This is a genomic window from Streptomyces hyderabadensis (assembly GCF_020404845.1).
Taxonomy (GTDB): domain Bacteria; phylum Actinomycetota; class Actinomycetes; order Streptomycetales; family Streptomycetaceae; genus Streptomyces; species Streptomyces hyderabadensis.
This window is the reverse complement of record NZ_JAIOJZ010000007.1, coordinates 1-25065: the sequence shown is the minus strand read 5'-3', so window position 1 is coordinate 25065 and position 25065 is coordinate 1. Positions and strand designations below refer to the sequence as shown.

24 protein-coding genes are annotated in these 25065 nt (G+C 73.0%); 14 read left to right on the top strand and 10 right to left on the bottom strand.

Annotated elements, in window-relative coordinates; translation table 11 throughout:
* Nucleotides 1-139: 139 nt before the first annotated feature.
* The 4 genes from K7854_RS07850 to K7854_RS07835 all read left to right on the top strand — a co-directional run bounded on the left by K7854_RS07850 (nt 140) and on the right by K7854_RS07835 (nt 4170).
* Nucleotides 140-1099 carry a sortase gene (locus tag K7854_RS07850; protein WP_226025647.1) on the top strand — a complete coding sequence of 320 codons (960 nt, stop codon included), beginning with the start codon at nt 140-142 and terminating at the stop codon, nt 1097-1099.
* 44 nt (nt 1100-1143) lie between these two features.
* Nucleotides 1144-2001, top strand: a complete 858-nt coding sequence (locus K7854_RS07845; protein WP_226025646.1) for a phosphate ABC transporter ATP-binding protein — start codon at nt 1144-1146, stop codon at nt 1999-2001.
* 263 nt (nt 2002-2264) lie between these two features.
* The gene (locus K7854_RS07840; protein WP_226025645.1) at nt 2265-2882 is read left to right on the top strand and encodes a sortase family protein; all 618 of its coding nucleotides are present in this window, start codon (nt 2265-2267) and stop codon (nt 2880-2882) included.
* Between the two features lie 13 nt (nt 2883-2895).
* Entirely contained in the window at nt 2896-4170 is a 1275-nt protein-coding gene (locus K7854_RS07835; protein WP_226025644.1) for a lytic transglycosylase domain-containing protein, read from the top strand.
* Here the strand turns inward: K7854_RS07835 and K7854_RS07830 are convergent.
* From K7854_RS07830 to K7854_RS07820, 3 genes are all read right to left on the bottom strand, one after another.
* On the bottom strand, nt 4136-5797 hold the full coding sequence (locus K7854_RS07830) for a phospho-sugar mutase (protein WP_226025643.1): 1662 nt from the start codon (nt 5795-5797) through the stop codon (nt 4136-4138). The genes K7854_RS07835 and K7854_RS07830 overlap by 35 nt on opposite strands.
* A 497-nt stretch (nt 5798-6294) precedes the next feature.
* Nucleotides 6295-7119 carry a purine-nucleoside phosphorylase gene (locus K7854_RS07825; RefSeq protein ID WP_161376091.1) on the bottom strand — a complete coding sequence of 275 codons (825 nt, stop codon included), beginning with the start codon at nt 7117-7119 and terminating at the stop codon, nt 6295-6297.
* Nucleotides 7120-7212: 93 nt separating this feature from the next.
* Entirely contained in the window at nt 7213-7650 is a 438-nt protein-coding gene (locus K7854_RS07820) for a gamma-glutamylcyclotransferase family protein (protein WP_003974055.1), read from the bottom strand.
* Between the two features lie 86 nt (nt 7651-7736).
* Here K7854_RS07820 and K7854_RS07815 point away from each other — a divergent pair, with 86 nt between their 5' ends.
* Together K7854_RS07815 and K7854_RS07810 are read left to right on the top strand one after the other, a co-directional pair.
* Entirely contained in the window at nt 7737-9185 is a 1449-nt protein-coding gene (locus tag K7854_RS07815) for an NAD(P)H-quinone dehydrogenase (RefSeq protein WP_059301043.1), read from the top strand.
* Between the two features lie 178 nt (nt 9186-9363).
* Complete coding sequence (locus tag K7854_RS07810; protein WP_226025642.1) at nt 9364-10344, top strand: DeoR/GlpR family DNA-binding transcription regulator; 981 nt, start codon at nt 9364-9366, stop codon at nt 10342-10344.
* A gap of 84 nt (nt 10345-10428) precedes the next feature.
* On the opposite strand, the gene K7854_RS07805 is transcribed toward K7854_RS07810, so the two are convergent.
* Entirely contained in the window at nt 10429-12201 is a 1773-nt protein-coding gene (locus tag K7854_RS07805; protein ID WP_226025641.1) for an acetyl/propionyl/methylcrotonyl-CoA carboxylase subunit alpha, read from the bottom strand.
* A 374-nt stretch (nt 12202-12575) separates the two neighbouring features.
* On the opposite strand from K7854_RS07805, the gene K7854_RS07800 reads away from it, so the two are divergent.
* Nucleotides 12576-13061, top strand: coding sequence for a hypothetical protein (locus tag K7854_RS07800; RefSeq protein ID WP_226025640.1), 486 nt, complete (start codon nt 12576-12578; stop codon nt 13059-13061).
* Here K7854_RS07800 and K7854_RS07795 read toward each other — a convergent pair.
* The 4 genes from K7854_RS07795 to K7854_RS07785 form a co-directional block, all read right to left on the bottom strand.
* Nucleotides 13030-13653 (bottom strand): nucleoside triphosphate pyrophosphatase, encoded by a 624-nt coding sequence (locus tag K7854_RS07795; protein ID WP_226025639.1) that lies wholly within the window; start codon nt 13651-13653, stop codon nt 13030-13032. The two genes, K7854_RS07800 and K7854_RS07795, sit on opposite strands and share 32 nt — an antisense overlap.
* A gap of 34 nt (nt 13654-13687) precedes the next feature.
* Nucleotides 13688-13816, bottom strand: a complete 129-nt coding sequence (mmpB, locus tag K7854_RS37445) for a morphogenic membrane protein MmpB (RefSeq protein ID WP_042825042.1) — start codon at nt 13814-13816, stop codon at nt 13688-13690.
* Between the two features lie 110 nt (nt 13817-13926).
* The gene (locus K7854_RS07790) at nt 13927-14136 is read right to left on the bottom strand and encodes an acyl-CoA carboxylase subunit epsilon (RefSeq protein ID WP_226025638.1); all 210 of its coding nucleotides are present in this window, start codon (nt 14134-14136) and stop codon (nt 13927-13929) included.
* Between the two features lie 20 nt (nt 14137-14156).
* The gene (locus tag K7854_RS07785; RefSeq protein WP_226025637.1) at nt 14157-15749 is read right to left on the bottom strand and encodes an acyl-CoA carboxylase subunit beta; all 1593 of its coding nucleotides are present in this window, start codon (nt 15747-15749) and stop codon (nt 14157-14159) included.
* Between the two features lie 110 nt (nt 15750-15859).
* Here K7854_RS07785 and K7854_RS07780 point away from each other — a divergent pair, with 110 nt between their 5' ends.
* Nucleotides 15860-16735, top strand: a complete 876-nt coding sequence (locus K7854_RS07780; protein WP_226025636.1) for a biotin--[acetyl-CoA-carboxylase] ligase — start codon at nt 15860-15862, stop codon at nt 16733-16735.
* Nucleotides 16736-16850: 115 nt separating this feature from the next.
* On the top strand, nt 16851-17993 hold the full coding sequence (locus K7854_RS07775) for an adenylate/guanylate cyclase domain-containing protein (protein WP_226025635.1): 1143 nt from the start codon (nt 16851-16853) through the stop codon (nt 17991-17993).
* A gap of 76 nt (nt 17994-18069) precedes the next feature.
* Here the strand turns inward: K7854_RS07775 and K7854_RS07770 are convergent, their stop codons facing one another.
* Nucleotides 18070-18741, bottom strand: coding sequence for a hypothetical protein (locus K7854_RS07770; RefSeq protein WP_226025634.1), 672 nt, complete (start codon nt 18739-18741; stop codon nt 18070-18072).
* Nucleotides 18742-18956: 215 nt separating this feature from the next.
* Here K7854_RS07770 and K7854_RS07765 point away from each other — a divergent pair, with 215 nt between their 5' ends.
* From K7854_RS07765 to hutH, 3 genes are all read left to right on the top strand, one after another.
* A complete protein-coding gene (locus K7854_RS07765; protein WP_226025633.1) occupies nt 18957-19757 on the top strand; it encodes an enoyl-CoA hydratase/isomerase family protein in 801 nt (266 codons plus the stop codon).
* Nucleotides 19758-19852: 95 nt separating this feature from the next.
* Entirely contained in the window at nt 19853-21001 is a 1149-nt protein-coding gene (locus K7854_RS07760) for a GGDEF domain-containing protein (RefSeq protein WP_226025632.1), read from the top strand.
* A 93-nt stretch (nt 21002-21094) separates the two neighbouring features.
* Complete coding sequence (hutH, locus tag K7854_RS07755) at nt 21095-22633, top strand: histidine ammonia-lyase (protein WP_226025769.1); 1539 nt, start codon at nt 21095-21097, stop codon at nt 22631-22633.
* Between the two features lie 90 nt (nt 22634-22723).
* Here hutH and K7854_RS07750 read toward each other — a convergent pair whose 3' ends face one another.
* The gene (locus K7854_RS07750) at nt 22724-23053 is read right to left on the bottom strand and encodes a hypothetical protein (protein ID WP_226025631.1); all 330 of its coding nucleotides are present in this window, start codon (nt 23051-23053) and stop codon (nt 22724-22726) included.
* A gap of 109 nt (nt 23054-23162) precedes the next feature.
* Here K7854_RS07750 and K7854_RS07745 point away from each other — a divergent pair, with 109 nt between their 5' ends.
* Nucleotides 23163-23516 (top strand): hypothetical protein, encoded by a 354-nt coding sequence (locus tag K7854_RS07745; protein WP_226025630.1) that lies wholly within the window; start codon nt 23163-23165, stop codon nt 23514-23516.
* 231 nt (nt 23517-23747) lie between these two features.
* The gene (locus K7854_RS07740; protein ID WP_226025629.1) at nt 23748-24992 is read left to right on the top strand and encodes a L,D-transpeptidase; all 1245 of its coding nucleotides are present in this window, start codon (nt 23748-23750) and stop codon (nt 24990-24992) included.
* Nucleotides 24993-25065 lie beyond the last annotated feature (73 nt).

Sequence of the window (25065 nt, the reverse complement as noted above, 5' to 3'; positions counted from 1 at the left end):
GCGCAGACCCGTCGAGTCGCCGAGTCGCCGAGTCGTAGACCCGTAGTGCCGTTGTGCCGGCCGAGAGGCCGGCCGGTCCGGAGGTGTCCGCCGACGCCTCCGGACCCATCCGTCGTCCGGACCTCCAGGAGCGCTGCCCGTGACCACGCTCAGCCCGCCCCCGGTCCTGCCTCCCGCCGAGGCCGGTCCGCCCGCCGTACCGCCGCCGCCCGCGCCCGCCCCGCCCTCCGGACGGGCACCGCGGCCACTCGCCCGTCCCGGACCGGCGCTGGCCGGAGCCGCGCTGTGCGTCCTGGCCGCCCTGCTGCTCGGCTTCGCCGCGAACCTCACGGTCGTCGGCCACCTCCAGCACGCCCGCGACCAGCAGATCGCGCACGACGAACTGCGCCGCCAACTCGCCCTCGGCACCGCGCCCGTCGGCCAGCGCGACTTCGAGGGCAAGCCGCTGGCGCCGGGCGATCCGGTCGCGCTGCTGAAGATCCCCGCCCTGGGCCTCAGCGAAGTCGTCGGCGAGGGAACCACGTCCAGCGTGCTGATGTCCGGCCCCGGCCACCGCCGCGACACCCCGATGCCCGGGCAGGCCGGCACCACCGTCCTCATGGGCCGACAGTGGGCCTACGGCAGCCCCTTCAACGACCTGCACGAACTCCCCGTCGGCGCCCGCGTCGAACTCACCACCGGCCAGGGCAAGGCGGTGTACGCGGTCACGGGGCTGCGCCGGGCGGGCGACGACCTGCCCGAGCCGCCCGCCCGGAGCGAGGGGCGGCTCACCCTCATCACCGCGAGCGGCGGCCCGTACACCCCGCGGGGCGTGCTGCGCGTCGACGCCGAACTGCTCACCGACGTCGTGCCCAACCCGCCCCGCACCCTCGCCTCCGGGTGGATCGCCGACTCGGAGCAGGCCCTGGGCACGGACGACGGCGCCTGGCTGGCGGTCTTCCTGTGGAGCCAGGCGCTGCTGCTCGCCTCGCTGCTCACGGTCGCCGCGTACCGCTTCTGGGGCTACTGGCAGACCTGGATCTGCGCCGCGCCCGTCCTGGCCGCGCTGGGCCTCGCGGACTCCGGGGCGATCAGCGCGCTGCTGCCGAACCTGCTCTGAACAGGAACCTGCTCCGTACAGACATGAGGGAGTTGACGTACACGATGTCTTCCGACACCAGCACCGAAGCGGACACCGTCGTTCAGCCGCGGGTCGTCCCCGGCCGCGCGGCCGTCGCGGGGCAGGGGCCCGCCACGCTGCGCGCCGAGGCGGTCTCCGCCTGGTTCGGCGACCATAAGGTCCTGGACCGGGTGTCCCTGACCATGCCCGCGCGCCGGGTCACCGCGCTCATCGGACCCTCCGGCTGCGGCAAGTCGACCTTCCTGCGCATCCTCAACCGGATGCACGAACTCGTCGGCTCCGCCTCGCTGGCCGGACGCGTCCTCCTCGACGAACAGGACATCTACGACCGGGGCCGCCGCATCACCCGGGCCCGCCGCGAGATCGGCATGGTCTTCCAGAAGCCCAACCCCTTCCCCGCCATGTCCATCTACGACAACGTCCTCGCGGGCCTGAAGCTCAACGCCATCAAGGCCACCCGGGACGGCAAGGACGACCTCGTGGCGGAGTGCCTGACCAAGGCCGGGCTGTGGTCTGAGGTCAAGGACCGGCTGCGGCAGCCGGGCGGCGCGCTCTCCGGCGGTCAGCAGCAACGCCTCTGCATCGCCCGGTCGTTGGCGGTACGGCCGCGGGTGCTGCTGATGGACGAGCCGTGCTCGGCACTCGACCCGACCTCCACCCGCCGGATCGAGGAGACCATCGCGGAGCTGAAGTCCGAGGTGACCATCGTCATCGTCACCCACAACATGCAGCAGGCCGCCCGGGTCTCCGACACCTGCGCCTTCTTCCTCGCCTCGCACGGCACACCCGGCGTGATCGTCGAACACGGCGACACCGACGCGATGTTCGACTCACCGCAGGACGAGCGGACCTCCGACTACGTCAACGGGCGCTTCGGGTGATCCGGGGGCGGCCGGCCGCGCGCGCCTCGGTCGCCGCGGTCGCGCTGGTGCTGGCCGCGCTCCTCGTGTCGGGGTGCGGGGGCGCCGGGAGCGGGCCCGGGGGCGGGGACCGGTCCGGGACCGGGGCGGGCGCCGGGGAGGTCGGTGGCGGTGGTGGCGGTGGTGGTGCGGGTGTCGGCTCCGGGGGGTTGTTGCCGTCCGCGTCGGGGGCTTCTCGTTCCGCCGCCGGGGGACCGGTGCCGTCGCCCTCCGGGGCGGTATCCGTGCCGCAGGTGCCGTCGGCCTCGCCGGTCGCCGCCGTGCCTCCGGCAGGCGGGGGCGGGGACGCCGGGGAGCGGCGGGAGGGTGCCGCGCCGGACGCCGCGCGTACCGAGGCGGGTGCCGGGCGGCGTCGCGGGCCCGACCTCTCGCGGAGCCCGGGGCCCTCCGCCGGCTCCGCCTCGTCCCCGGCACGGGGTCGCACGGCGGCCACCGGGGCGAAGCCCTCCGCCGGTCGCGCCGTTCTCACCATCGGCACCTGGACGTCGTACGTCCGGCGGGGCGGTCAGGACGAGGTGGACGCGTGCCGGGACGCGGTGCAGTGGACCGGGCCCGAGATCGGCACCGAGGACGGCTACGAGATGCGGACCGTCGTCATCGTCGGCCACGACTACTGCAACGGCTTCGACCGGTTCGCCACCCTGCCGGTCGGGACCCGCGTCACGCTGGCGACCGTCCGCGGTGCCTGGACCTACGAGGTCTACGCGAACTACGTCACCCCCGGGCGCGGCGCACCGGCCGCCGGTCTCTACTGGGGCGACCTCACGCTCCAGTCCTGCGTGGGACCCGACACGGGGTTCAGCTATCTGGTCAGGGTTTGTCGTGAATTTCGTTGTCAATGACAGGAGTTGTCTCATGAAGGGCTGGACCTTCGTCGCCGCTCCGCGCGGACTGCGCGGTGCGGTCGTCTGCGGCGTCGTCACCACGCTGCTGACGGCGGGTTCCCAGGCACCGGGGCCGGACGAGACCGCGCCGGTCGTGCGGGACGACGGGCCGGCGGTGCCCGGCGGGTTCGTCTCCCCGGACGCAGCCTTGCCCGAGGTGCCCTCCCAGGGCGACGACTCGTACTACGTCGACCTGCCGCCGCTGAAGACCGTGCGGGACGTCGAGGGCGTCTTCGGCGCGCGGGCCGCCGCCTCGTCCACCGCCTTCACACCGGAGCGCGCCGCCTCCGAAGCCGGGCTGCCCGCCGGTGTCCTCACCGCCTACCGGCGGGCCGCGGCGTCCGTCGGACGGACCGACCCGGGCTGCGGCCTGCGCTGGGAACTCCTCGCCGCGATCGGCAAGGTCGAGTCGGGGCACGCACGCGGCGGCGCCGTCGCGGCCAACGGTGACACCCTGACCCGGATCACCGGCCCCGCCCTCGACGGCAACGGCTTCGCGCTGATACGCGACAGCGAGGGCGGGGTCTGGGACGGGGACGCCGTCTACGACCGTGCTGTGGGGCCGATGCAGTTCCTGCCGACCACCTGGAAGACCTGGGGCGCCGACGGCAACGGCGACGGCACCGCCAACCCGAACAACGTCCACGACGCCGCGCTCGCCGCCGCGCACTACCTCTGCGCCGGCGGGCGCGACCTGCGCACCGGCGCGGGACTGGACCGCGCGATCCTCAGCTACAACCACTCCCGCGAGTACCTCAACCTCGTGCGGGGCTGGATGGAGTTCTACCTGCGCGGGGTGCACACCGTGCCCGACGGCGGGGGGACCGTGCCGACGGGGGCCGACAGCGCGGCCAGAAGGGCGGGTGGGCGGACTGAGGGCGATTCTCGGGCCGTGGTCCCGGCCGCTTCCCCGGCCGCTTCCCCGACGGCGACTGCGCCCGGGGCGTCGGCATCTGCCCCGTCGCCGACCCGGGCGCCCGGCGCGTCCTCGCGGCCACGGCCTACGCGGTCCCCCGGGCCCGTGGTGACCGGGCCCGGGGTGACCGAGCCTGTCGAGACCGAGCCTGTCGAGACCGGTCCCGGTGGCACGCCCGGTCCCACCGGGAGTGCGACGCCCACCGGTGGGCCCTCGCCGTCTCCGAGCGGGTCGGTTGAGCCCACGCCCACCGGGAGCGTCCCGGTGGACGGGGCGGCGACCGGGGCGCCGGAGGTTACAGGCCTGCCGCCTGTGCCAAGTCCCGCTTGAGCGCGGCCAGCAGCCGTGCGGCTCCGGCGCGGGCGGCCGGGAGGTCGGCGTGCGCGGCCACCGGGACGACCACCTCCAGGTAGCACTTCAGCTTGGGCTCCGTGCCGCTCGGGCGGACGATCACCCGGGCACCGTCGAGCGTGTAGCGCAGGCCGTCGGTGGGCGGCAGGGTGTCCGTGCCCCGGGTGAGGTCCTCCGCGGTGGTGACCGGGAGGCCCGCGAGGGTTGCCGGGGGCTGTTCGCGCAGGCGGTTCATCGCGGCGGTGATGAGGGAGAGGTCCTCGACGCGGACCGAGAGCTGGTCCGTGGCGTGCAGGCCGTGTTCCACGGCGATGTCGTCGAGGAGGTCGAGGAGCGTGCGGTCCTCCTGCTTGAGGACGGAGGCCAGCTCCGTGATCAGGAGGGCCGCGGTGATGCCGTCCTTGTCGCGGACGCCCTCCGGGTCGACGCAGTAGCCGAGGGCCTCCTCGTAGCCGTAGCGGATGTTCTCGACGCGGGCGATCCACTTGAAGCCGGTCAGGGTCTCGACGTGGGGGACGTTCGCCTTCGCGGCGATGCGGGCGAGGAGGGACGACGACACGATCGACTCCGCGAACGTGCCGGTCGCTCCGCGGGTGACCAGGTGGGCGGCGAGCAGGGCGCCCACCTCGTCGCCCCGGAGCATGCGCCAGCCGGTGGCCTCCGCGGCGTCGGGTACGGCCACCGCCAGGCGGTCCGCGTCCGGGTCGTTGGCGACGATCAGGTCGGGGGCGGGGTCGGTGCCGCGCGCCGTGGTGAAGGCGAGGTCCATCGCGCCGGGCTCTTCCGGGTTGGGGAAGGCGACGGTGGGGAACTCCGGGTCGGGCTCGGCCTGCTCGGTGACGAGGGTGGGCCGCGGGAAACCGGCTCGGGCGAAGGCGGCGAGGAGGGTGTCCTTGCCGACGCCGTGCATCGCGGTGTAGACGGTGCGGGCGGTGCGGGGGGAACCGGGGGCGAGGACGGCGTCCGTGCGGGCGAGGTAGGCGTCGAGGACGTCGTCGCCGAGGGTCTGCCAGCCGGTGTCGGGGCGGGGGACGTCGTCGAGGGAGCGTACGGCGTCGATCTCGGCGGCGATGCCGGCGTCGGCGGGGGGCACGATCTGGGAGCCGTCGCCGAGGTACACCTTGTAGCCGTTGTCGCGGGGCGGGTTGTGGCTGGCGGTGACCTCCACCCCGGCGACGGCGCCGAGGTGCCGGATCGCGAAGGCGAGGACGGGGGTGGGGAGGGGGCGGGGGAGGACGGCTGCCCGGAGGCCGGCGCCGGTCATCACGGCGGCCGTGTCGCGGGCGAAGTCCGCGGACTTGTGGCGGGCGTCGTAGCCGATGACGACCAGGCCGGCCGTGTCGTCCCCGTGGGGGGTCCCCTGGCGCTTGAGATACGCGGCGAGGCCGGCGGCGGCGCGGATGACGACCGAGCGGTTCATGCGCATCGGGCCGGCGCCGAGTTCGCCGCGCAGGCCCGCGGTGCCGAACTGGAGGGTGCCGGAGAAGCGGGCGGTGAGTTCGGCGTGGTCCTCGGCGTCGATGAGGCGGGCGAGTTCCGCGCGGGTGTCCGCGTCGGGGTCCTCGGCCAGCCATGCCTTGGCTCGTGCGAGGAGGTCGTCTTGCACGTTGGTCAGCCTCTCGGGTGTCGGTGGGGGTGCGCGTTGTGCCTGCGGCGCATGTGCGGGTTTGGTGGGGGTGCGCGTAGCGCCTTGGGTTCGGTGGGTGGGTCGGGGCCGCGCCGGGGGATGTTCGTCCTCGGAACGGCGCGGAATCGGTCGGCCGAGAAGTCCCCGGCGCGGACGCGCCAACCGCTGCGGGCGAACACCCCCCGACACGTCCCCTTCCCGCCGTACGCGGCTCTCCCGCCGCGTCGCCCCCGCGTAGCTGCGGGCAGTCGCCAGCCGCCGCCGCTGCGGGCAGTCGCCGGCCGCCGCCGCTGCGGGCAGTCGTGCCGCTGGGGCGGCACGGGTGGGCGCAGCGGCACCCCGGTAGCGCCGGGCTGCGCTCCCCACCCCGCGCCGACACCCACGCCGGGCACCGCGTGCGGCGCCGGGCCGCGTGACCCACCCCGCGGCCACACCCGCGCCGGGTGCCGAGCAAGCGCCGGACCGCTGGGCCCCGGCTACAGCCGGCCCAGCACCTGCGTCAGCAGCTTCCCCATGCGGGCCGCCGAGTCGCGGCCCGCCTGGAGGACCTCCTCGTGGTTGAGGGGCTCGCCCGTCATGCCGGCGGCGAGGTTGGTGACCAGGGAGATGCCCAGCACCTCCGCCCCGGCCTCGCGGGCCGCGATCGCCTCCAGGACCGTCGACATGCCCACCAGGTCGGCGCCGATCACGCGGGCCATGCGGATCTCGGCCGGGGTCTCGTAGTGCGGGCCGGGGAACTGGGCGTAGACGCCCTCCTCCAGCGTGGCGTCGACCTCCTTGCACAGCGCCCGCAGACGGGGCGAGTAGAGGTCGGTGAGGTCGACGAAGTTGGCGCCGACGATGGGGGAGGTGGCGGTGAGGTTGATGTGGTCGCTGATCAGGACCGGCTGGCCGGGGCGCATGCCCTCGCGCAGGCCGCCGCAGCCGTTGGTCAGGATGATCGTCTTGGCGCCGGCCGCCACCGCGGTGCGCACGCCGTGGGAGACGGCGGCCACGCCGTGGCCCTCGTAGTAATGGGTGCGGCCCAGGAAGACCAGTGCACGCTTGTCACCGAGGGTGTACGAGCGGATCCTGCCGCCGTGGCCCTCCACCGCGGGCTTGGGGAAGCCCGGCAGGTCGGTGACCTGGAGATCGGCCTCGGGGGAGCCCAGGGCGTCCACGGCCGGTGCCCAGCCGGAGCCCATCACGAGGGCGACGTCGTGGGTCTCGGCGCCGGTGAGTTCGCGCAGGCGGGCCGCGGCGGCGTCGGCGGCGGCGTAGGGGTCGCCCTGGATGTCGTCCGGAAGAAGAGATGCGTTCACGCCGAAGAGGGTAGCCGGTTTGTGGCTACGCGCGTAGATGGCGGAGGTCACGGGATGGTGGTTTTTGCCTTGGAGGTTTTGACGAGGGGGTGCTCAGCAGGGGCGTTTGCGGAGTTCCATGACGTAGTCGTGGGGGGCGCCGGACGACTCGGCGGCGTCCGCGATCTCGCCCAGGTAGCGGGCGGAGGGCAGGCCGCCCTCGTAGGCGTTCAGGACGTAGGTCCAGGCACCCTCCTCGCCGTCGAGGGTGTGGATGCGGACCCGGGTGCGGCGGTAGATGTCCAGGCCCACGCCCTCCCAGCGGTCGAGGGAGTCCTCGTCCATGGGGGCGATGTCGTAGAGGGACACGAAGACCTGGGAGATCGGGTCCTCCACCAGGGTCGCCAGTGCGCCCTCCCAGCCCATGTGCTCGCCTCCGAAGGTCAGCCGCCACCCGTTCAGCCAGCCGGTGGCGCGCAGCGGCGAGTGCGGGGCGCGGCGGGTCATCAGCCGCGCGTCGAGGTTGCCGGCGTAGGCGGCGTAGAGCGACATGGGGGGAAGGGTACGGCAGGGGTGTCGGGCATCGCTGTCGTAACGGTGGTGGCCCCGGGCGGCTTCTCGTTGAAGGGTGCGGGACAATGGGGTACGTGACTCGGATCGTGATCATTGGTGGCGGACCCGGCGGATACGAAGCGGCGCTGGTGGCCGCTCAGCTCGGCGCGGAGGTGACCGTCGTCGACTGCGACGGTCTGGGCGGGGCGTCGGTGCTGACCGACTGCGTGCCGTCCAAGACCCTCATCGCCACGGCTGAGGTGATGACCACCTTCGACTCCTCCTACGAGGAGCTGGGGATCATCGTCGCCGACGACACTCCCCCCATGGAGCAGGCCGCCCGGGTGGTGGGCGTCGATCTGGGCAAGGTCAACCGCCGGGTGAAGCGGCTCGCGCTGGCGCAGTCGCACGACATCACCGCCTCCGTGACGCGTGCGGGCGCGCGGGTCATGCGCGGGCGCGGGCGGCTGGAGGGCATGCAGGGGCTCGACGGGTCGCGCAAGGTCGTGGTGAGGGCCGCCGACGGGAGCGAGGAGACGCTGACCGCCGACGCGGTGCTCATCGCCACGGGCGGGCATCCGCGGGAGCTGCCGGACGCGCGGCCCGACGGCGAGCGGATCCTGAACTGGACCCAGGTGTACGACCTGGAGGAGCTGCCCGAAGAGCTGATCGTGGTCGGGTCCGGTGTGACCGGTGCCGAGTTCGCCGGGGCCTATCAGGCGCTCGGGTCGCGGGTCACGCTGGTGTCGTCGCGGGACCGGGTGCTGCCGGGTGAGGACCCGGATGCGGCGGCTGTTCTGGAAGACGTGTTCCGGCGGCGTGGGATGAACGTCATGTCGCGGTCCCGGGCCCAGTCCGTCAAGCGGGTGGGGGACCGGGTCGAGGTGACGCTCTCGGACGGGCGGGTCATCGGCGGGTCGCACTGCCTGATGGCCGTCGGTGCCATTCCGAACACGGAGGGGATGGGTCTGGAGGAGGCCGGTGTCCGGCTCAAGGACTCCGGGCACATCAAGACCGACCGGGTCTCGCGGACCTCGGCGCCCGGGGTGTACGCCGCCGGTGACGTCACCGGTGTCTTCGCGCTGGCCTCGGTGGCGGCGATGCAGGGGCGGATCGCCATGTATCACTTCCTCGGTGACGCGGTTACTCCGCTGAATCTGAAGACCGTGTCCGCCAACGTCTTCACCGACCCCGAGATCGCCACCGTCGGGTACTCGCAGGCCGACGTGGACGCCGGCAAGATCGATGCCCGGGTGGTGAAGCTGCCGCTGCTGCGCAACCCGCGCGCCAAGATGCAGGGCATCCGGGACGGGTTCGTCAAGATCTTCTGCCGGCCCGGTACCGAGATCGTGGTGGGGGGTGTGGTGGTGGCGCCGCGGGCCTCCGAGTTGATTCATCCGATCTCCATCGCCGTCGACAACAACCTGACGGTGGAGCAGATCGCCAACGCCTTCACCGTGTACCCCTCGCTGTCGGGGTCGATCGCCGAGGTGGCCCGGCAGCTGCACACCCGGAAGGCCGGCGGGGAGCAGTAGCACGGCGGGCGCGGCCGGAAATGACTCCCCGCTGGTCACGGGGAGTTGCGGTGCTTGCGGGTGGCATAGGCGACCCGGGTAGGCCCGTATACCACTTCCAGTGGTGGCATGCGAACAACTTCTGTTATTCGGCGCATACTGCTGAAAGCAGACGGTCGTTGGGGTTACTGTCAGTTTCGTGTTCGCTGCAGAACGTCGCCAATTGATCCTCGAAATGGTGCGAGCGAACGGGGCCGTGTCGCTCCGTGAGCTCGCCCGCGTCGTCCAGACCTCCGAAGTGACCGTACGGCGGGACGTGCGCGCACTGGAGGCAGAAGGACTCCTCGACCGCCGGCACGGCGGTGCGGTACTGCCGGGCGGGTTCACGCGAGAGTCCGGCTTTCCGCAGAAGTCTCATCTCGCGACCGCCGAGAAGACGGCCATCGCCGACCTCGCCGCGGGTCTCGTCGAAGAAGGCGAGGCCATCGTGGTGGGGGCGGGTACGACGACGCAGGAGCTGGCGCGTCGGCTCGCCCGGGTCCCCGGGCTGACGGTCGTCACCAACTCGCTGCTGGTGGCCCAGGCCCTCGCCCATGCCAACCGGGTCGAGGTGGTGATGACCGGTGGCACCCTCAGGGGGTCCAACTACGCCCTGGTGGGGTCGGGGGCCGAGCAGTCCCTGCAGGGGCTGCGGGTCTCCAAGGCCTTCCTGTCCGGGAGCGGGCTGACCGCCGAGCGGGGGCTGTCCACCTCCAACATGCTCTCGGCCTCCGTCGACCGGGCGCTGGTCCAGGCCGCCGCCGAGGTGGTCGTCCTCGCCGACCACTCCAAGCTGGGCACGGACACCATGTTCCAGACCGTGCCCACCGACGTCATCACCCGTCTGGTCACCGACGAGTCGCCGGCCCACGACGACCGCGCCGCCACCGAGCTGCAGGCCCTGGCCGACCAGGGCGTGCAGATCGCCGTGGCCGGGGCGTCGGGGGGTGGTACGGGGAGCGGCAGCGGGACGTCGGGGGTCTCGGGGGGTGATGCCGTGGCGCGTCAGCAGCGCCGGGACGTGCCGCTTCCGGGGCCACGCCGTCAGGTTCCGGGTGCGGGGCTGCGCTCGGCCGCCGCCCTGGGTGAGCAGGGCGGCGGGGCGGAGCGGGCGCGCGTCGCCGACCTGCGTCGCCGGTAGGCGCGTTCCGCGGTCCCGCCGGGCAGCGACAGGGGCGCCCGGCGGACCGTTGGGTCCGGCCGGGCGCCCCTGTCGTAGCTGTCCTCAGTCCTTGATCTCGCAGATCGCGGCACCCGAGGTGATGGACGCGCCGATCTCGGCGCCCAGGCCCTTGACGGTGCCCGACTTGTGGGCGTTGAGGGGCTGCTCCATCTTCATCGCTTCGAGTACGACGATCAGGTCGCCCTCCTGGACCTGCTGGCCCTCCTCGACGGCGATCTTCACGATCGTGCCCTGCATCGGGGAGGCCAGGGTGTCGCCGGAGGCCGCGGGGCCGGACTTCTTGGCCGCCCGGCGCTTGGGGCGGGCACCCGCCGCCAGGCCGGTGCGGGCCAGCGACATGCCGAGCGAGGAGGGCAGGGAGACCTCCAGACGCTTGCCGCCGACCTCGACGACGACCGTCTCGCGGCCGCTCTCCTCGTCCGCCTCGGTGTCCGCGGGGGCGGTGAAGGGCTTGATCTCGTTGACGAACTCGGTCTCGATCCAGCGGGTGTGGACCGTGAACGGGTCGGTGGAGCCGGTGAGTTCGGGAGCGAAGGCCGGGTCCCGGACCACGGTGCGGTGGAAGGGGATCGCGGTGGCCATGCCCTCGACCTGGAACTCGTCCAGGGCGCGGGCGGCGCGCTGGAGGGCCTCCTTGCGGGTGCGGCCGGTGACGATCAGCTTCGCGAGGAGGGAGTCCCAGGCCGGGCCGATCACCGATCCGGCCTCGACGCCGGCGTCCAGGCGGACGCCCGGGCCGGTGGGCGCCTCGAAGCGGGTGACGGTGCCGGGGGCGGGCAGGAAGCCGCGGCCGGGGTCCTCGCCGTTGATGCGGAACTCGAAGGAGTGGCCCCGCAGGACCGGGTCGTCGTAGCCGAGTTCCTCGCCGTCGGCGATGCGGAACATCTCGCGGACCAGGTCGATGCCGGCGACTTCCTCGGTGACCGGGTGCTCGACCTGGAGCCGGGTGTTGACCTCCAGGAAGGAGATCGTGCCGTCCATGCCGACGAGGAACTCCACGGTGCCGGCGCCGACGTAGCCGGCCTCCTTCAGGATCGCCTTGGAGGACGAGTACAGCTCCTCCATCTGGGCGTCGGAGAGGAAGGGCGCCGGGGCCTCCTCGACCAGCTTCTGGTGGCGCCGCTGCAGCGAGCAGTCACGGGTGGAGACGACGACCACGTTGCCGTGCTGGTCGGCCAGGCACTGGGTCTCCACGTGCCGGGGCTTGTCCAGGTAGCGCTCGACGAAGCACTCGCCCCGGCCGAAGGCCGCCACGGCCTCACGGACCGCGGAGTCGTACAGCTCGGGCACCTCTTCGAGGGTGCGGGCGACCTTCAGGCCGCGGCCGCCGCCGCCGAATGCCGCCTTGATCGCGATCGGCAGGCCGTGCTCCTTCGCGAAGGCGACCACCTCGTCCGCGCCGGAGACCGGGTCCGGGGTGCCGGCGACCAGCGGCGCGCCCGCCCGCTGGGCGATGTGCCGGGCCGCGACCTTGTCGCCCAGGTCGCGGATGGCGTGCGGGGGCGGGCCGATCCAGATCAGGTCCGCGTCCAGGACCGCCTGCGCGAACTCCGCGTTCTCGGAGAGGAATCCGTAGCCGGGGTGGATGGCGTCCGCGCCCGACTCGCGCGCGGCCTTGAGGACCTTCTCGATGTCCAGATAGCTGGTCGCGGGGGTGTCACCACCCAGGGCGAACGCCTCATCAGCGGCGCGGACATGCAATGCGTCCCGGTCCGGGTCCGCGTAGACGGCCACGCTCGCGATCCCGGCGTCCCGGCAGGCCCGGGCCACGCGGACAGCGATTTCGCCACGGTTGGCGATGAGCACCTTGCGCACGATTGAGGCTCCCTCCTTGAAACAAGCCGAGTTTAGGGACTGCCGACACGGCACTTCGACCCGTCCCCAATGGTGAGCTTGCCCACACGGAGCGTGATTCGAGGCCCGCTCGACCCGCGAAAGCCCTTGTAGTGTCGCGATACGCAGGGCTCCCGGGGGAAACCCTAGCCCTCCGGTGTGGTCAAGGTCTCTGTAAGAGCGTGCTGCGGGCCACTCGGTTTCTTTGTGGAGTCCCTACTAATGGCCCAATGATTCTTTGCTCGTGCCGGAACCCTTGTGGCGAGGTTTACCCGTTAGTAGCGTTCGGGGAGTCTCGAACGTACTTGGGGTAACAGCTGTCCGGTGCGGCAGCGGTCGAAAGTGGGTGGGGACCGGTGTCAGTGCGCAGGCCGGTGGCGTGGACCGTGGCGGTCGTGCTCTTCGCGGAGGCGGTCGGCGTCGCGGCGCTGAACTGGTTCCTGGGGATCGTCGTCGACCGTCAGGACATGTCCCTGGCCGGTCTCGACCCGCACATGATGTCCCTGTCCTCGAAGATCGGCGGGATCGTCTTCGGGCTGTACTTCGCGCTGTGCGGCCTGGTCGCGCTGCTCGTGGCGGTGCGCGACCGCGCCCCTGCCGGGCTCGGCCGGGTCCTCCTGATCAGCGCCGCCGTGGTGCACGGGCTGCTCGGCGCCTTCACCTGGGGGCTGGTGGGCCCCGGCGCCTTCGTCTTCATGATCGTCGTACTGGCTCTGATCGTGCTGCTGCTCATGACGTACGACGCCCGGGAGGAGCCCGCCGCCGCGGGGCAGCGGCCCGGGGACGGCAAGGGCGGTGACGGTTCCCCGGTCAGTCCTCCGCCGGCGCCCACAGCTCCGTGATGCCGGTCCCGAGGTCGGCGAGCAGGCGGCGCAGCAGGGGCAGGCTGAGGCCGATGACGTTCCCGTGGTCGCCGTCGATGCCGTCGATGAACGGGGCCGAGCGGCCGTCCAGGGTGAACGCCCCGGCGACGTACAGGGGCTCCCCGGAGGCCACGTAGGCGGCGATCTCGTCGTCGGTCGGCTCGCCGAAGCGGACGACCGTGGACGCGGTCGCCGAGACGTGCCGGCCGGAGGCGGTGTCCCAGACGCAGTGGCCGGTCTGCAGCGTGCCCGCCCGGCCGCGCATCGCCTTCCAGCGCGCGGTGGCCTCCTCGGCGTCCGCCGGCTTGCCGAGCGCCCGGCCGTCCAGGTCGAGCACCGAGTCGCAGCCGATCACCAGGGCGCCGTGCACCTCCGGCCTCGCGGCCACCACGGACGCCTTGGCCTCGGCCAGGGCCAGGGCCAGCTCGGCGGGGGTGGGGGCGGTGACGGCCTCCTCGTCGACACCGCTCACGAGCACCTCGGGCTCCAGTCCGGCCTGGCGCAACAGGCCGAGCCGGGCAGGGGACTGGGAGGCGAGGACGAGTCGGCGGCGGGGCTGAGCAGCAGTCATGGGGTCACATTAGTCACCCCGGGGGCGGGGCGGCTCACCCCAGGCCGAGGACGATCATCGCGAGGACCATGGCCAGCGCCAGGAAGACGCTCAGCCGCCGCAGCATGTCCTGCATGTCGCGCAGTTCCTTGGGCGGCTCGTTCTCGGGGTCGGACCACAGCATGTCACTAGCGTGGGGCTTGGCCGTGGGGGGTGACTTGAGTACGGGTACTTAAATCGGGGCGCGGGGTTGCAGGTCTGTGCGCGGTTCCCCGCGCCCCTGAGTGTCCGACCTCACCCGGGCCAGTACGTGCGGGTCCATGACACCGGGCCCGGTTGAGGGAGGCGGGTCGTCGCGATGCGGGACGGGTCGGACCAGGCGTCGCGCGGGCGGTCGGTGGTGGACGGCTCGGTGGCCGGCGTCGCGGCGCGGGCACGGACGACCGTCAGGGCGGCGGCCAGTTCTTCCGGGGTGGGGTTGCCCCGTACGACCTTGATGGTCACGGCGGCTCCTTCCGCAGGGGTCACAGGGGGATGTTGCCGTGCTTCTTCGGGGGCAGGGACTCCCGCTTGGTGCGCAGCTGGCGCAGGCCGCGGACGATGTGGCGGCGGGTGTCGGAGGGCATGATCACCGCGTCGACGTAGCCGCGCTCGGCCGCCGTGTAGGGGTTGAGGAGGGTGTCCTCGTACTCCTGGATCAGGCGGGCGCGGGTGGCCTCGGCGTCGTCGCCCGCCTCGGCGATGGTGCGGCGGTGCAGGATGTTGACCGCGCCCTGGGCGCCCATGACGGCGATCTGGGCGGTGGGCCAGGCCAGGTTGAGGTCGGCGCCCAGGTGCTTGGAGCCCATGACGTCGTAGGCGCCGCCGAAGGCCTTGCGGGTGATGACCGTGATCAGCGGGACCGTGGCCTCGGCGTAGGCGAAGATCAGCTTGGCGCCGCGGCGGATGATGCCGTCGTGCTCCTGGTCCACGCCCGGCAGGAAGCCGGGGACGTCCACGAAGGTGAGCACGGGGACGTTGAAGGCGTCGCAGGTGCGCACGAACCGGGCCGCCTTCTCGGAGGCGGTGATGTCCAGGCAGCCCGCGAACTGCATGGGCTGGTTGGCGACGATGCCGACCGGGCGGCCCTCCACGCGGCCGAAGCCGGTGAGGATGTTCGGCGCGAACAGGGGCTGGGTCTCGAAGAACTCGCCGTCGTCGAGGACGTGCTCGATGACGGTGTGCATGTCGTAGGGCTGGTTCGCCGAGTCCGGGACGATGGCGTCCAGCTCGGCGTCCTCGTCCGTGACCGCGAGGTCGGCCTCCTCCGGGAAGGCGGGGGGCTCGGAGAGGTTGTTGGACGGCAGGTACGACAGGAGCTGCTTGACGTACTCGACGGCGTCCTTCTCGTCGCCCGCCATGTGGTGCGCCACGCCGGAGGCGGTGTTGTGGGTGCGGGCGCCGCCCAGCTCCTCGAAGCCGACGTCCTCGCCGGTGACCGTCTTGATGACGTCGGGTCCGGTGATGAACATGTGGCTGGTCTGGTCGACCATCACCGTGAAGTCGGTGATCGCGGGGGAGTAGACCGCGCCGCCCGCGCACGGGCCGACGACCAGGCTGATCTGCGGGATCACGCCGGAGGCGTGGGTGTTGCGGCGGAAGATCTCGCCGTACGCCCCGAGCGAGGCCACGCCCTCCTGGATGCGGGCGCCGCCGGAGTCGTTGATGCCGATGACCGGGCAGCCGGTCTTGAGGGCGAAGTCCATCACCTTGACGATCTTCTGGCCGTAGACCTCGCCGAGGGCCCCGCCGAAGACGGTGAAGTCCTGGGAGAAGACGGCGACCGGGCGGCCGTCGACGGTGCCGTAGCCGGTGACCACACCGTCGCCGTAGGGGCGGTTGGCGTCCAGGCCGAAGTTGGTGGAGCGGTGCCGGGCGAACTCGTCCAGCTCGACGAAGGAACCCTCGTCGAGCAGGAGGTCGATGCGCTCACGAGCCGTCAGCTTGCCCTTGGCGTGCTGTTTCTCGACGGCGCGTGCGGAACCGGCGTGTGTCGCTTCCTCGATTCGGCGCCTGAGATCCGCGAGCTTGCCCGCGGTCGTGTGGATGTCGGGCTGCTGCTCTTCCGGCTCGGACATCGGGATGCGGCTCCCTGCCTGCTCAAAAGGGGGGACGGTTACTCGTTCGTAGAGTAGTAGGGGCCCTTCCGTTCGGCAGTGCGGTCTTTCCCACACCTAGGGTGGGTTGCATGACGCCCCGTGATTCCTCTGGCTCCGCAGACTCCCCGCGCGACCGGTGGTCCGACCTGGACCGGCCGCCCCTCAGCAGCACCGCCCTGCGCCGGGGGCTGGTGCGGGAGGGCGGGCTGTGGCGGCGGGTAGACGTCGTGCAGCGCACCGGGTCCACCAACTCCGACCTCGTGGCCCGGGCTGCGGAGGGCGACCTGGCGGAGGGCGTCGTCCTCGTCGCCGAGGAGCAGAGCGCCGCACGGGGGCGCCTCGACCGGCAGTGGTCGGCGCCGGCCCGCTCCGGGCTGTTCTTCTCCGTGCTGCTGCGGCCCGCCGAGGTCCCCGTGGCCCGCTGGGGCTGGCTGCCGCTGCTCACCGGCGTCGCCGTGGCGACCGGGCTGTCCCGCGCCGCGGGCGTCGACACCGCCCTGAAGTGGCCCAACGACCTGCTGGTGACCGTCGGCGACGAGGAGCGCAAGGCCGGCGGCATCCTCGCCGAGCGGGCCGGGGACGACGGCGTCGTGATCGGCGTCGGCATCAACGTCTCGCTGCGCGCCGACGAACTGCCGGTCCCGCGGGCCGGGTCGCTGGCGCTGGCCGGGGCCGCGAACACCGACCGGGACCCGCTGCTGCGCGGGGTGCTGCGGTCGCTGGAGGACTGGTACGGGCGCTGGCGCGAGGCCGGGGGCGACCCGGCGGCCAGCGGGCTGCAGGAGACCTACGCGGCGGGCTGCGCGACGCTCGGGCGCAAGGTGCGGGCGGAACTCCCGGGGGACCGGTCGCTCGTCGGGGAGGCGGTGGCCGTGGACGGGGACGGACGGCTGGTGCTGGCGACGGAGGCGGGCGTGCAGGAGCCGGTGGGGGCCGGGGACATCGTGCACCTGCGGTTGGCGTGAGCCGGGCCCCGGGGCACGCTCGGAGTGCGGGCCGCACGGGAGTGAGCTGGGGCACACCTGACGTAAAGTTGGGGCCGGTCGAACCTGACCGCGGCAGATCGGAAAGGCAACAGGCGTGACCGTCGACGACACCGGCTCCGGCGCGGACGGGGACGGCCGGGTGGACCCCGAGCCCGCCCCGGACTCCGCCGACCCCGGCGAGGACCCGCTCGCGCTACGCCTGGAAGGGCTCATCCTGGGCGCCGAGCGCCGCTACACCCCCTTCCAGGCCGCCCGCAGCGCGGGCGTCTCCATGGAGCTGGCCTCCCGGTTCTGGCGGGCCATGGGCTTCGCCGACATCGGCCAGGCCAAGGCGCTCACCGAGGCCGACGTCCTGGCCCTCAGGCGGCTGGCCGGTCTGGTGGAGGCGGGGCTGCTCAGCGAGGCGATGGCCGTCCAGGTCGCCCGGTCCACGGGCCAGACCACCGCCCGGTTGGCCGAGTGGCAGATCGACTCCTTCCTGGAGGGCCTGACCGAGCCCCCGGAGCCGGGGATGACCCGTACCGAGGTGACGTACCCGATCGTCGAGCTGCTCCTGCCCGAGCTGCAGGAGTTCCTCGTCTACGTCTGGCGGCGCCAGCTCGCCGCCTCGGCCGGCCGGGTCATCCAGGCCGGGGACGACGAGGAGATGGTGGACCGGCGGCTCGCCGTCGGCTTCGCGGACCTGGTCGGCTTCACCCGGCTGACCCGGCGGATGGAGGAGGAGGAGCTGGGCGAGCTGGTCGAGGCCTTCGAGACCACCTCCGCCGACCTGGTGGCCGCGCGCGGCGGACGGCTGGTCAAGACCCTCGGCGACGAGGTGCTCTACGCCGCCGACGACGCCGGTACGGCCGCCGAGATCGCCCTGCGGCTCATCGAGACCATGGCCAACGACGAGACCATGCCGGAACTGCGCGTCGGCATCGCCTTCGGCACGGTCACCACCCGGATGGGCGACGTCTTCGGCACCACCGTCAACCTGGCCTCCCGGCTCACCTCGATAGCCCCCAAGGACGCCGTCCTCGTCGACACCGCGTTCGCGGAGGAGCTGATCCGCACCCGGGACGCCCCCGCCTCGGAGGCCGCGGCGGCGGAGGAGGCCGCCGCGGCGGAGAAGGAGGGCGAGGAGCCGCCGGTGTACCGCTTCGCGCTGCAGCCGATGTGGCAGCGCCCGGTGCGCGGTCTGGGCGTGGTCGAACCGTGGCTGCTCACGCGCCGGGACGGCGGCGGGGAGTCGTAGGCCGCGGTCGTGGACCGCGGCCGTGGGCCGTCGTGGGGCGCGGGTGCGAGTCGTCGTGGACCGCGGCCGTCGTCCGTCAGCCGTGGAGCAGGTCCACGCAGAGGCCGATGACCGGCACGCACAGGCCCGGATCGTCGGGTTCCGGCTCCGGGCCGTGCGTCGGTGGTGTGCCGCGGTCCGGCGGCGGGACCGGCGCGGACGGCGATGCGGGGCGGTCGGACCGCGTCGGCTGCGGCGTCCCCGGGGCCGGAGCCCGGCCGCCGGTGTCCTCCCGCTGATCCCCTTCTCCCGCCCCTTCCCGCGGGTCCTTTCCGCCTCCTCCCGGACTCCGCCCGTCGGGGCCGCCCGGCCCGGTCGTGGCGGCGGGCAGCGGGCCCGCCGGGCCGCTCGCGGACGGTCCGGACGGCGGACCGGGTACGGGGCCCGGCGCGGGGGAGCCGCTCAGGCCGCCCATGGCCGAGGTCGCCGAAGGGCTCGCGCCGGACGGTCCACCGCCGGTGACCGCGGGCGCCGTCGCCCGGTCCCGGGCCGTGCCCGGGCCTCCGCCCTCCACCCGCGGCCCCGCCTCGGCGCCGAAGCCCCCCGGATCGGCACCGGGCCCGGGCACCAGGCGTACGACGCTCAGCGCACCCGCCGCCAGGGCGAGGCCGCCGGCGGCCAGCAGTACCTTGCGGGGGCGGGGACGGCGGTGCCGGCCGCGACCGCCCCACGCGTACCGCGGCCGAGTCGGTGTGCCGGTCGTCGTCATGATTCCTCCCCGGTCCGCCCGCGCCCCCGCCGCGCCGTGGCGGAGCGAGGCTACGGTCTGCCACGGGCCGGGGTACGGCGGTCGCTCGCATGTCACTCGAACGGGTGGGCGGTGACCGGTGCGCGATGCGGGCGGGTCCGGCCTTCCCCCGCGCGTATCCGCCTGCGATGATCGGGCCGTCGACCTTGTTAACACGCGTTAACCCGGAGGGTGTCATGAGCGAGGAGCGGTTCGGAGAGTTCGTCCTGGTGCGGCGGCACGCGGAGGGGCACGTCGCGGAGCTCGCGCTCGACCGGCCGAAGGCCATGAACGCCGTCTCCACCGCGATGGCCCAGTCCCTGAGCGCGGCCTGCGCGGCACTGGGCGAGGACCGGGACGTGCGGGTGGTGGTGCTGACCTCGACGCACGAGCGGGCGTTCTGCGTCGGGGCGGACCTCAAGGAGCGCAACTCCTTCTCCGACGCCGACCTGCTGCGGCAGCGGCCGGTGGCGCGGGGGGCGTACACCGCGGTGCTGGAGCTGCCGGTGCCGACGGTGGCGGCCGTGCACGGGTTCGCGCTGGGCGGCGGGTTCGAGCTGGCGCTGTCGTGCGACGTGATCGTGGCCGACCGTACGGCCGTGGTGGGGCTGCCGGAGGTGTCGGTCGGGGTGATCCCGGGCGGCGGCGGTACCCAGCTGCTGCCGCGCCGGGTGGGGGCGGCGCGCGCCGCCGAGCTGGTGTTCACGGCACGGCGGGTGGCGGCCGGGGAGGCGCGCGAGCTGGGACTCGTGGACCAGCTGGTGGAGCAGGGGCGGGACCGGGAGGAGGCGCTGGAGCTGGCCTCCCGGATGGCCGCCAACTCGCCGGTGGGGCTGCGGGCGGCCAAGCGCGCACTGCGCCTCGGGCACGGACTCGACCTGCGGGCGGGCCTGGAGGTCGAGGACGCGGCATGGCGGTCGGTGGCGTTCTCGGGCGACCGCGCGGAGGGCGTGGCGGCGTTCAACGAGAAGCGGGCGCCGCGGTGGCCGGGCGAGTGAGCCGACCGCGCGAGGCGAACGCGCGAGCCGCAGATGATCGCCCGGTTCGCCCCGTTTGAGTAACGTTTCTTCGTAAATTTCCCTAGCCTGGAGTGATGGGTGACGACAGGCGGCTCGCGGCCGTGGTGGCGCTTGCGCAGGGGATGGCCGCCGCGCAGAGCGCGCGTGAGGCGTGGCGGGCGGCGGCCGTCGGCGGATGCCTGGCGCTCGGCGGCAGCTTCGCCGCGCTGTCGGTGTGGGAACGGGAGCTGGGCCGCCTGCGGGTGCTGGTGAACGTCGGGCGGCGGGCCGAGGACGAGGAGGAGTTCCCCGAGAACGAGTCCTACCCCGTGCACCAGTTCGCGGAGATCACCGAGTTCCTGCACGAGCGCTGGGCCGGCGGCGGCGAGCCCGACGCCTGGGTCGAGACGGCCGAGGGGCCCGCCGCCGGGCGTCCCGGCTACGTCCACCAGCGCGTCGCCGCCCTGCGCCGCCGGGGCCGCGGCTGCTGCGTGGTCGCGCCGATCGTGCTGCACGGGCGGGCCTGGGGCGAGCTGTACGTGGCCCGGCCGGTGGGGGAGCGGGTCTTCGAGCGGGCCGACGCCGACTTCGCCACCGTACTGGCGTCCGTCGTCGCGGCCGGGATCGCGCAGAGCGAACGCCTCGAGGAGGTCAGGCGGCTCGCGTACACGGACGCGCTCACCGGGCTCGCCAACCGCCGCGCCGTCGACTCCGCGCTGGACGAGGCCGTCGAGCGACACCGGGAGGAGGCGGTCGTCGTCAGCCTCGTCGTCTGCGACCTGAACGGCCTCAAGCGGGTGAACGACACGCACGGGCACGCGGTCGGGGACCGGCTCCTGGAGCGGTTCGGGTCGGTCCTGTCGCTGTGCGGGGCGATGCTGCCGGGAGCGCTGGCGGCGCGGCTCGGCGGGGACGAGTTCTGTCTGCTCGCGGTCGGGCCGCCCGCCGACGCGGTGGTCAAGGCGGCCGAGGAGCTGTGCCGCCGGGCGGCCGAGCTGGAGCTGGGGGACGGCGTGGCCTGCGGGGTCGCGTCCACGGAGGATCCGGTCGGGCCGGTCCGCTCCGCCCGCCGGCTGTTCCGGCTCGCGGACGCCGCCCAGTACCGCGCCAAGGCGGAGCGGGCGGCCTGGCCGGTCGTCGCCGGGCGCGAGGGGCCGGACGACCCCGTGGTGCGGCTCGCGGACGAGCCCTCCCGGGAGGAGGACGGGGAGCGCCGGCGGTTCCGCGGGCGGCACTCGCCGTGACATCCGGCCGGTAAGGGGCGCAGCGCGCAGGCATCCGTGACACATCCCCTCGTGACATCATCGAATTCACTGCGTACGCTCCTGAATATGGATATGCACACTGTGGTGGTGGGGACGTCGGGGGTCAGCGCGTCCGACGTTCTCGCCGTGGCGCGCGCGGGCGCCCGGATCGAGCTTTCCGAGGAGGCGGTGGCGGCCCTCGCCGCGGCCCGCTCCATCGTGGACGCGCTGGCCGCCAAGCCGGACCCCGTGTACGGCGTGAGCACCGGCTTCGGCGCCCTGGCGACCCGGCACATCAGCCCGGACCTGCGGGCGCAGCTGCAGCGCAACATCGTCCGCTCGCACGCCGCCGGAATGGGCCCGCGCGTGGAGCGCGAGGTGGTCCGGGCACTGATGTTCCTGCGGCTGAAGACCGTCTGCTCCGGCCACACCGGGGTCCGCCCCGAGGTCGCGCAGACCATGGCCGACGTGCTCAACGCCGGGATCACCCCGGTCGTGCACGAGTACGGCTCGCTGGGCTGCTCCGGCGACCTCGCCCCGCTGTCGCACTGCGCGCTGACCCTCATGGGCGAGGGCGACGCCGAGGGCCCCGACGGCACCGTACGGCCCGCCGGCGAGCTGCTCGCCGCGCACGGGATCGCCCCGGTCGAGCTGCGCGAGAAGGAGGGCCTCGCCCTCCTCAACGGCACCGACGGCATGCTCGGCATGCTGGTCATGGCCCTCGCCGACCTCGACACCCTCTACAAGTCGGCCGACATCACCGCCGCCCTGACCCTGGAGGCCCTGCTCGGCACCGACAAGGTGCTCGCCCCCGAGCTGCACGCCATCCGCCCGCACCCGGGGCAGGCCGCCAGCGCCGCCAACATGGCCGCCGTGCTCAAGGGCTCGGGCCTGACCGGGCACCACCAGGACGACGCCCCCCGCGTCCAGGACGCCTACTCGGTGCGCTGCGCCCCGCAGGTCGCGGGCGCCGGACGCGACACCATGGCCCACGCCGGGCTCGTCGCCGAGCGCGAGCTGGCCGCGGCGGTGGACAACCCGGTCGTCCTGCCCGACGGCCGGGTGGAGTCCAACGGCAACTTCCACGGCGCCCCGGTCGCCTACGTCCTGGACTTCCTCGCCGTCGCCGTCGCCGACCTCGGCTCCATCGCCGAGCGGCGCACCGACCGGCTCCTGGACAAGAACCGCAGCCACGGCCTGCCGCCGTTCCTCGCCGACGACGCGGGTGTCGACTCCGGCCTGATGATCGCCCAGTACACGCAGGCCGCCCTGGTCGGCGAGCTGAAGCGGCTCGCCGTGCCGGCCTCCGCCGACTCCATCCCGTCCTCCGCGATGCAGGAGGACCACGTGTCCATGGGCTGGTCGGCGGCGCGCAAGCTGCGCACGGCCGTCGACAACCTGGCCCGCGTGATCGCCGTCGAGCTGTACGCCGCCACGCGCGCGATCCAGCTGCGCGAGGGGCTGACCCCGGCGCCCGCCTCGCAGGCCGTCATCGACGCCGTACGGGCGGCCGGGGTGGCGGGGCCGGGACCGGACCGGCACCTGGCGCCCGACCTCGCCGCGGCGGACGCCTTCGTGCGTGCCGGGCACCTGGTCGCGGCGGCGGAGACGGTCACGGGACCGCTGCGCTAGCCGTCCGTGACGTGCCGAAGGGGTCCCGGCGGGGTGCTGCCGGGGCCCCTGCGCGTGGGGTCAAGAAGTCCAAAAGAACGTCAAGTTCTCTCAAAGGCCGAGGCGTTCCCGGCGTACCGAGTAGCCCACGAAGCCGGCGCCGAGGCCGAGGCAGAGGGCGCCGCCGACGACGTACGGCGTGCTGTCGAAGCTGCCGGTGTCGGCCAGCCGGGTGGTGCCCTCGCCGGACGCCGCGGTGTCCGTGGCCGAGTCCGCGGAGGCGGCTCTCGCCTGGGCCGTGACCTGCGGGGACGGGGTCGCGGCGGCGGACTCCAGAACCGGCGCCTCGGGTGTCGCGTTCGCCGACGGGACGAACCACAGGGCGCACAGCAGGCCGCCCGCGGCGGCGGCGGTCAGCAAGGAACGGCGAGCGGATGACACGGAATATCGATCCCCTTGTGGCGCTGGCGAATTGGCCGTGTGGGCAGATGTTAGTGAAAGGCGCGGGTCACAGGAAAGTCACGGGAGCCGTCGGCCTTACGCTCCGGGCATGAGCACTCCTGAGACATCACGTTTTGTACGTATTCGCGTCGAGCTGGTCCTCGAGGTCGACGACGAGGAGGCCGTCACCGGGGCCGCCCTGCAGTCCCTCGCCGACGACGCCGAGCTGTCCGACGCGGAACGGGCCGACTCCGAGCGCGCTGTGACGGAGGACACCGCCGAGGCCCTGGCCCACCTGGTGGACCCGTTCGACCTGGTCGGCGCGGTGCCCGGGGTCGAGCTGCGGCAGGCCTCCTGGAGCAGTGAGCAGATCGACTACGACCCCGACTCGCCCGAGTGGGACCTCGACGAGGATGATGGCGGCGAGAACGACCCGGAAGACGAAGAAATGACGGTCGGCTGACGCGGTGTGGGGAAATTCCTGACCCCGGGCGGCAACCGCCGCCCGGGGTTTCCTCGTCTCACGGTGCGCACTGACCGACACCTCCCCGCACCGCTTCCCGCCTTCGACGGCAAACGTGGCATGCCCCACACCCGTGAGCGATGTGGAACGGGACGAACCGGTCGTAGCGTTGAAAGTTATTGACGGGGTATCTCGGGGTTTCGGGAATCGGCAACGATGGAGAAGCGTGTGATGACGGACGGTAAGCGGCGCAAGGGCCTGGTGGCCGCGTCCGCACTGCTCGGCGGTGTGCTGGTGCTCTCGGCATGTTCCAGTAGCGACGCCGACACCTCCGGGGGTGGGGACAAGACCTCGCAGGCCCAGGTCGACGAAGCGGCGGCCAAGAAGACGTCCGAGGCCCAGATCAAGATCACGCCCAAGGGCGGCTCGGACAACGCCTCCATCAACAACTCCGCCGGTGTCACCGTGAGCAAGGGCACGCTGACCGAGGTGAAGATGACCGCCTCGGACGGCACCGAGGTCAAGGGCGAGATATCCGCCGACAAGACCAGCTGGAAGCCCAGCGGGCAGCTGGAGCGGGCCACCAAGTACCAGATCTCGGCGACCGCGCAGGACTCCGAGGGCCGCGCCGCCCACGAGAACACGTCGTTCACCACGGTCTCCCCCGAGAACAGCTTCATCGGGACCTTCACCCCGGACGACGGCAAGACCGTCGGTGTCGGCATGCCCGTGTCGATCAACTTCGACAAGCAGATCACCGACAAGGCCGCCGTCCAGAAGGGCATCACGGTCAACAGCAGCAGCGGCCAGGAGGTCGCCTGCCACTGGTTCTCCACCCAGCGCATGGACTGCCGCCCCGAGAAGTACTGGCAGGAGGGCTCGACCGTCACCCTCAAGCTGGCGCTCGACGGGGTCGAGGGCGCCGACGGCGTCTACGGCGTCCAGCAGAAGACGGTCACCTTCAAGATCGGCCGCAACCAGGTCTCCTACGTCGACGCGAAGACCAAGCAGATGAAGGTCACGCAGGACGGCAAGACCGTCAAGACCATCCCGATCTCCGCCGGCTCCCCGGAGAACAAGACCTACGAAGGCCAGATGGTGATCTCCGAGAAGTTCAAGGAGACCCGGATGGACGGCTCGACCGTCGGCTTCACCGACGACGACGGCAAGGGCGAGTACGACATCAAGGACGTGCCGCACGCCATGCGCCTGAGCACCTCCGGCACCTTCATCCACGGCAACTACTGGGGCAAGGGCATCTTCGGCAGCGTCAACACCAGCCACGGCTGCGTGGGCCTGGAGGACGCCAAGGGCGCGGGCGACCCGAACACGCCGGGCGCCTGGTTCTACAACAACTCCATCATCGGTGACGTGGTCGTCGTCCAGAACACCGGCGACAAGACCATCGCCCCGGACAACGGCCTCAACGGCTGGAACATGGACTGGGCCCAGTGGAAGGCGGGTTCGGCGGTCTGACGCCGAACTCCGTCCTGTCCGACGGCACTTCGCACGGGCGCCCGCCGCTCCCCGCCCGGGGGCGGCGGGGGCC

Coding starts and splice junctions, on each gene's coding strand:
- K7854_RS07785 (WP_226025637.1), bottom strand. CDS start 15,749: ATGTCCGAGCCGGAAGAGCAGCAGCCCGACATCCACACGACCGCGGGC.
- K7854_RS07760 (WP_226025632.1), top strand. CDS start 19,853: ATGGGTGACGACAGGCGGCTCGCGGCCGTGGTGGCGCTTGCGCAGGGG.
- K7854_RS07795 (WP_226025639.1), bottom strand. CDS start 13,653: ATGACTGCTGCTCAGCCCCGCCGCCGACTCGTCCTCGCCTCCCAGTCC.
- K7854_RS07770 (WP_226025634.1), bottom strand. CDS start 18,741: ATGACGACGACCGGCACACCGACTCGGCCGCGGTACGCGTGGGGCGGT.
- K7854_RS07740 (WP_226025629.1), top strand. CDS start 23,748: ATGACGGACGGTAAGCGGCGCAAGGGCCTGGTGGCCGCGTCCGCACTG.
- K7854_RS07745 (WP_226025630.1), top strand. CDS start 23,163: ATGAGCACTCCTGAGACATCACGTTTTGTACGTATTCGCGTCGAGCTG.
- K7854_RS07835 (WP_226025644.1), top strand. CDS start 2,896: ATGAAGGGCTGGACCTTCGTCGCCGCTCCGCGCGGACTGCGCGGTGCG.
- K7854_RS07765 (WP_226025633.1), top strand. CDS start 18,957: ATGAGCGAGGAGCGGTTCGGAGAGTTCGTCCTGGTGCGGCGGCACGCG.
- K7854_RS07845 (WP_226025646.1), top strand. CDS start 1,144: ATGTCTTCCGACACCAGCACCGAAGCGGACACCGTCGTTCAGCCGCGG.
- K7854_RS07815 (WP_059301043.1), top strand. CDS start 7,737: ATGGGGTACGTGACTCGGATCGTGATCATTGGTGGCGGACCCGGCGGA.
- hutH (WP_226025769.1), top strand. CDS start 21,095: ATGCACACTGTGGTGGTGGGGACGTCGGGGGTCAGCGCGTCCGACGTT.
- K7854_RS07780 (WP_226025636.1), top strand. CDS start 15,860: ATGACGCCCCGTGATTCCTCTGGCTCCGCAGACTCCCCGCGCGACCGG.
- mmpB (WP_042825042.1), bottom strand. CDS start 13,816: ATGCTGTGGTCCGACCCCGAGAACGAGCCGCCCAAGGAACTGCGCGAC.
- K7854_RS07820 (WP_003974055.1), bottom strand. CDS start 7,650: ATGTCGCTCTACGCCGCCTACGCCGGCAACCTCGACGCGCGGCTGATG.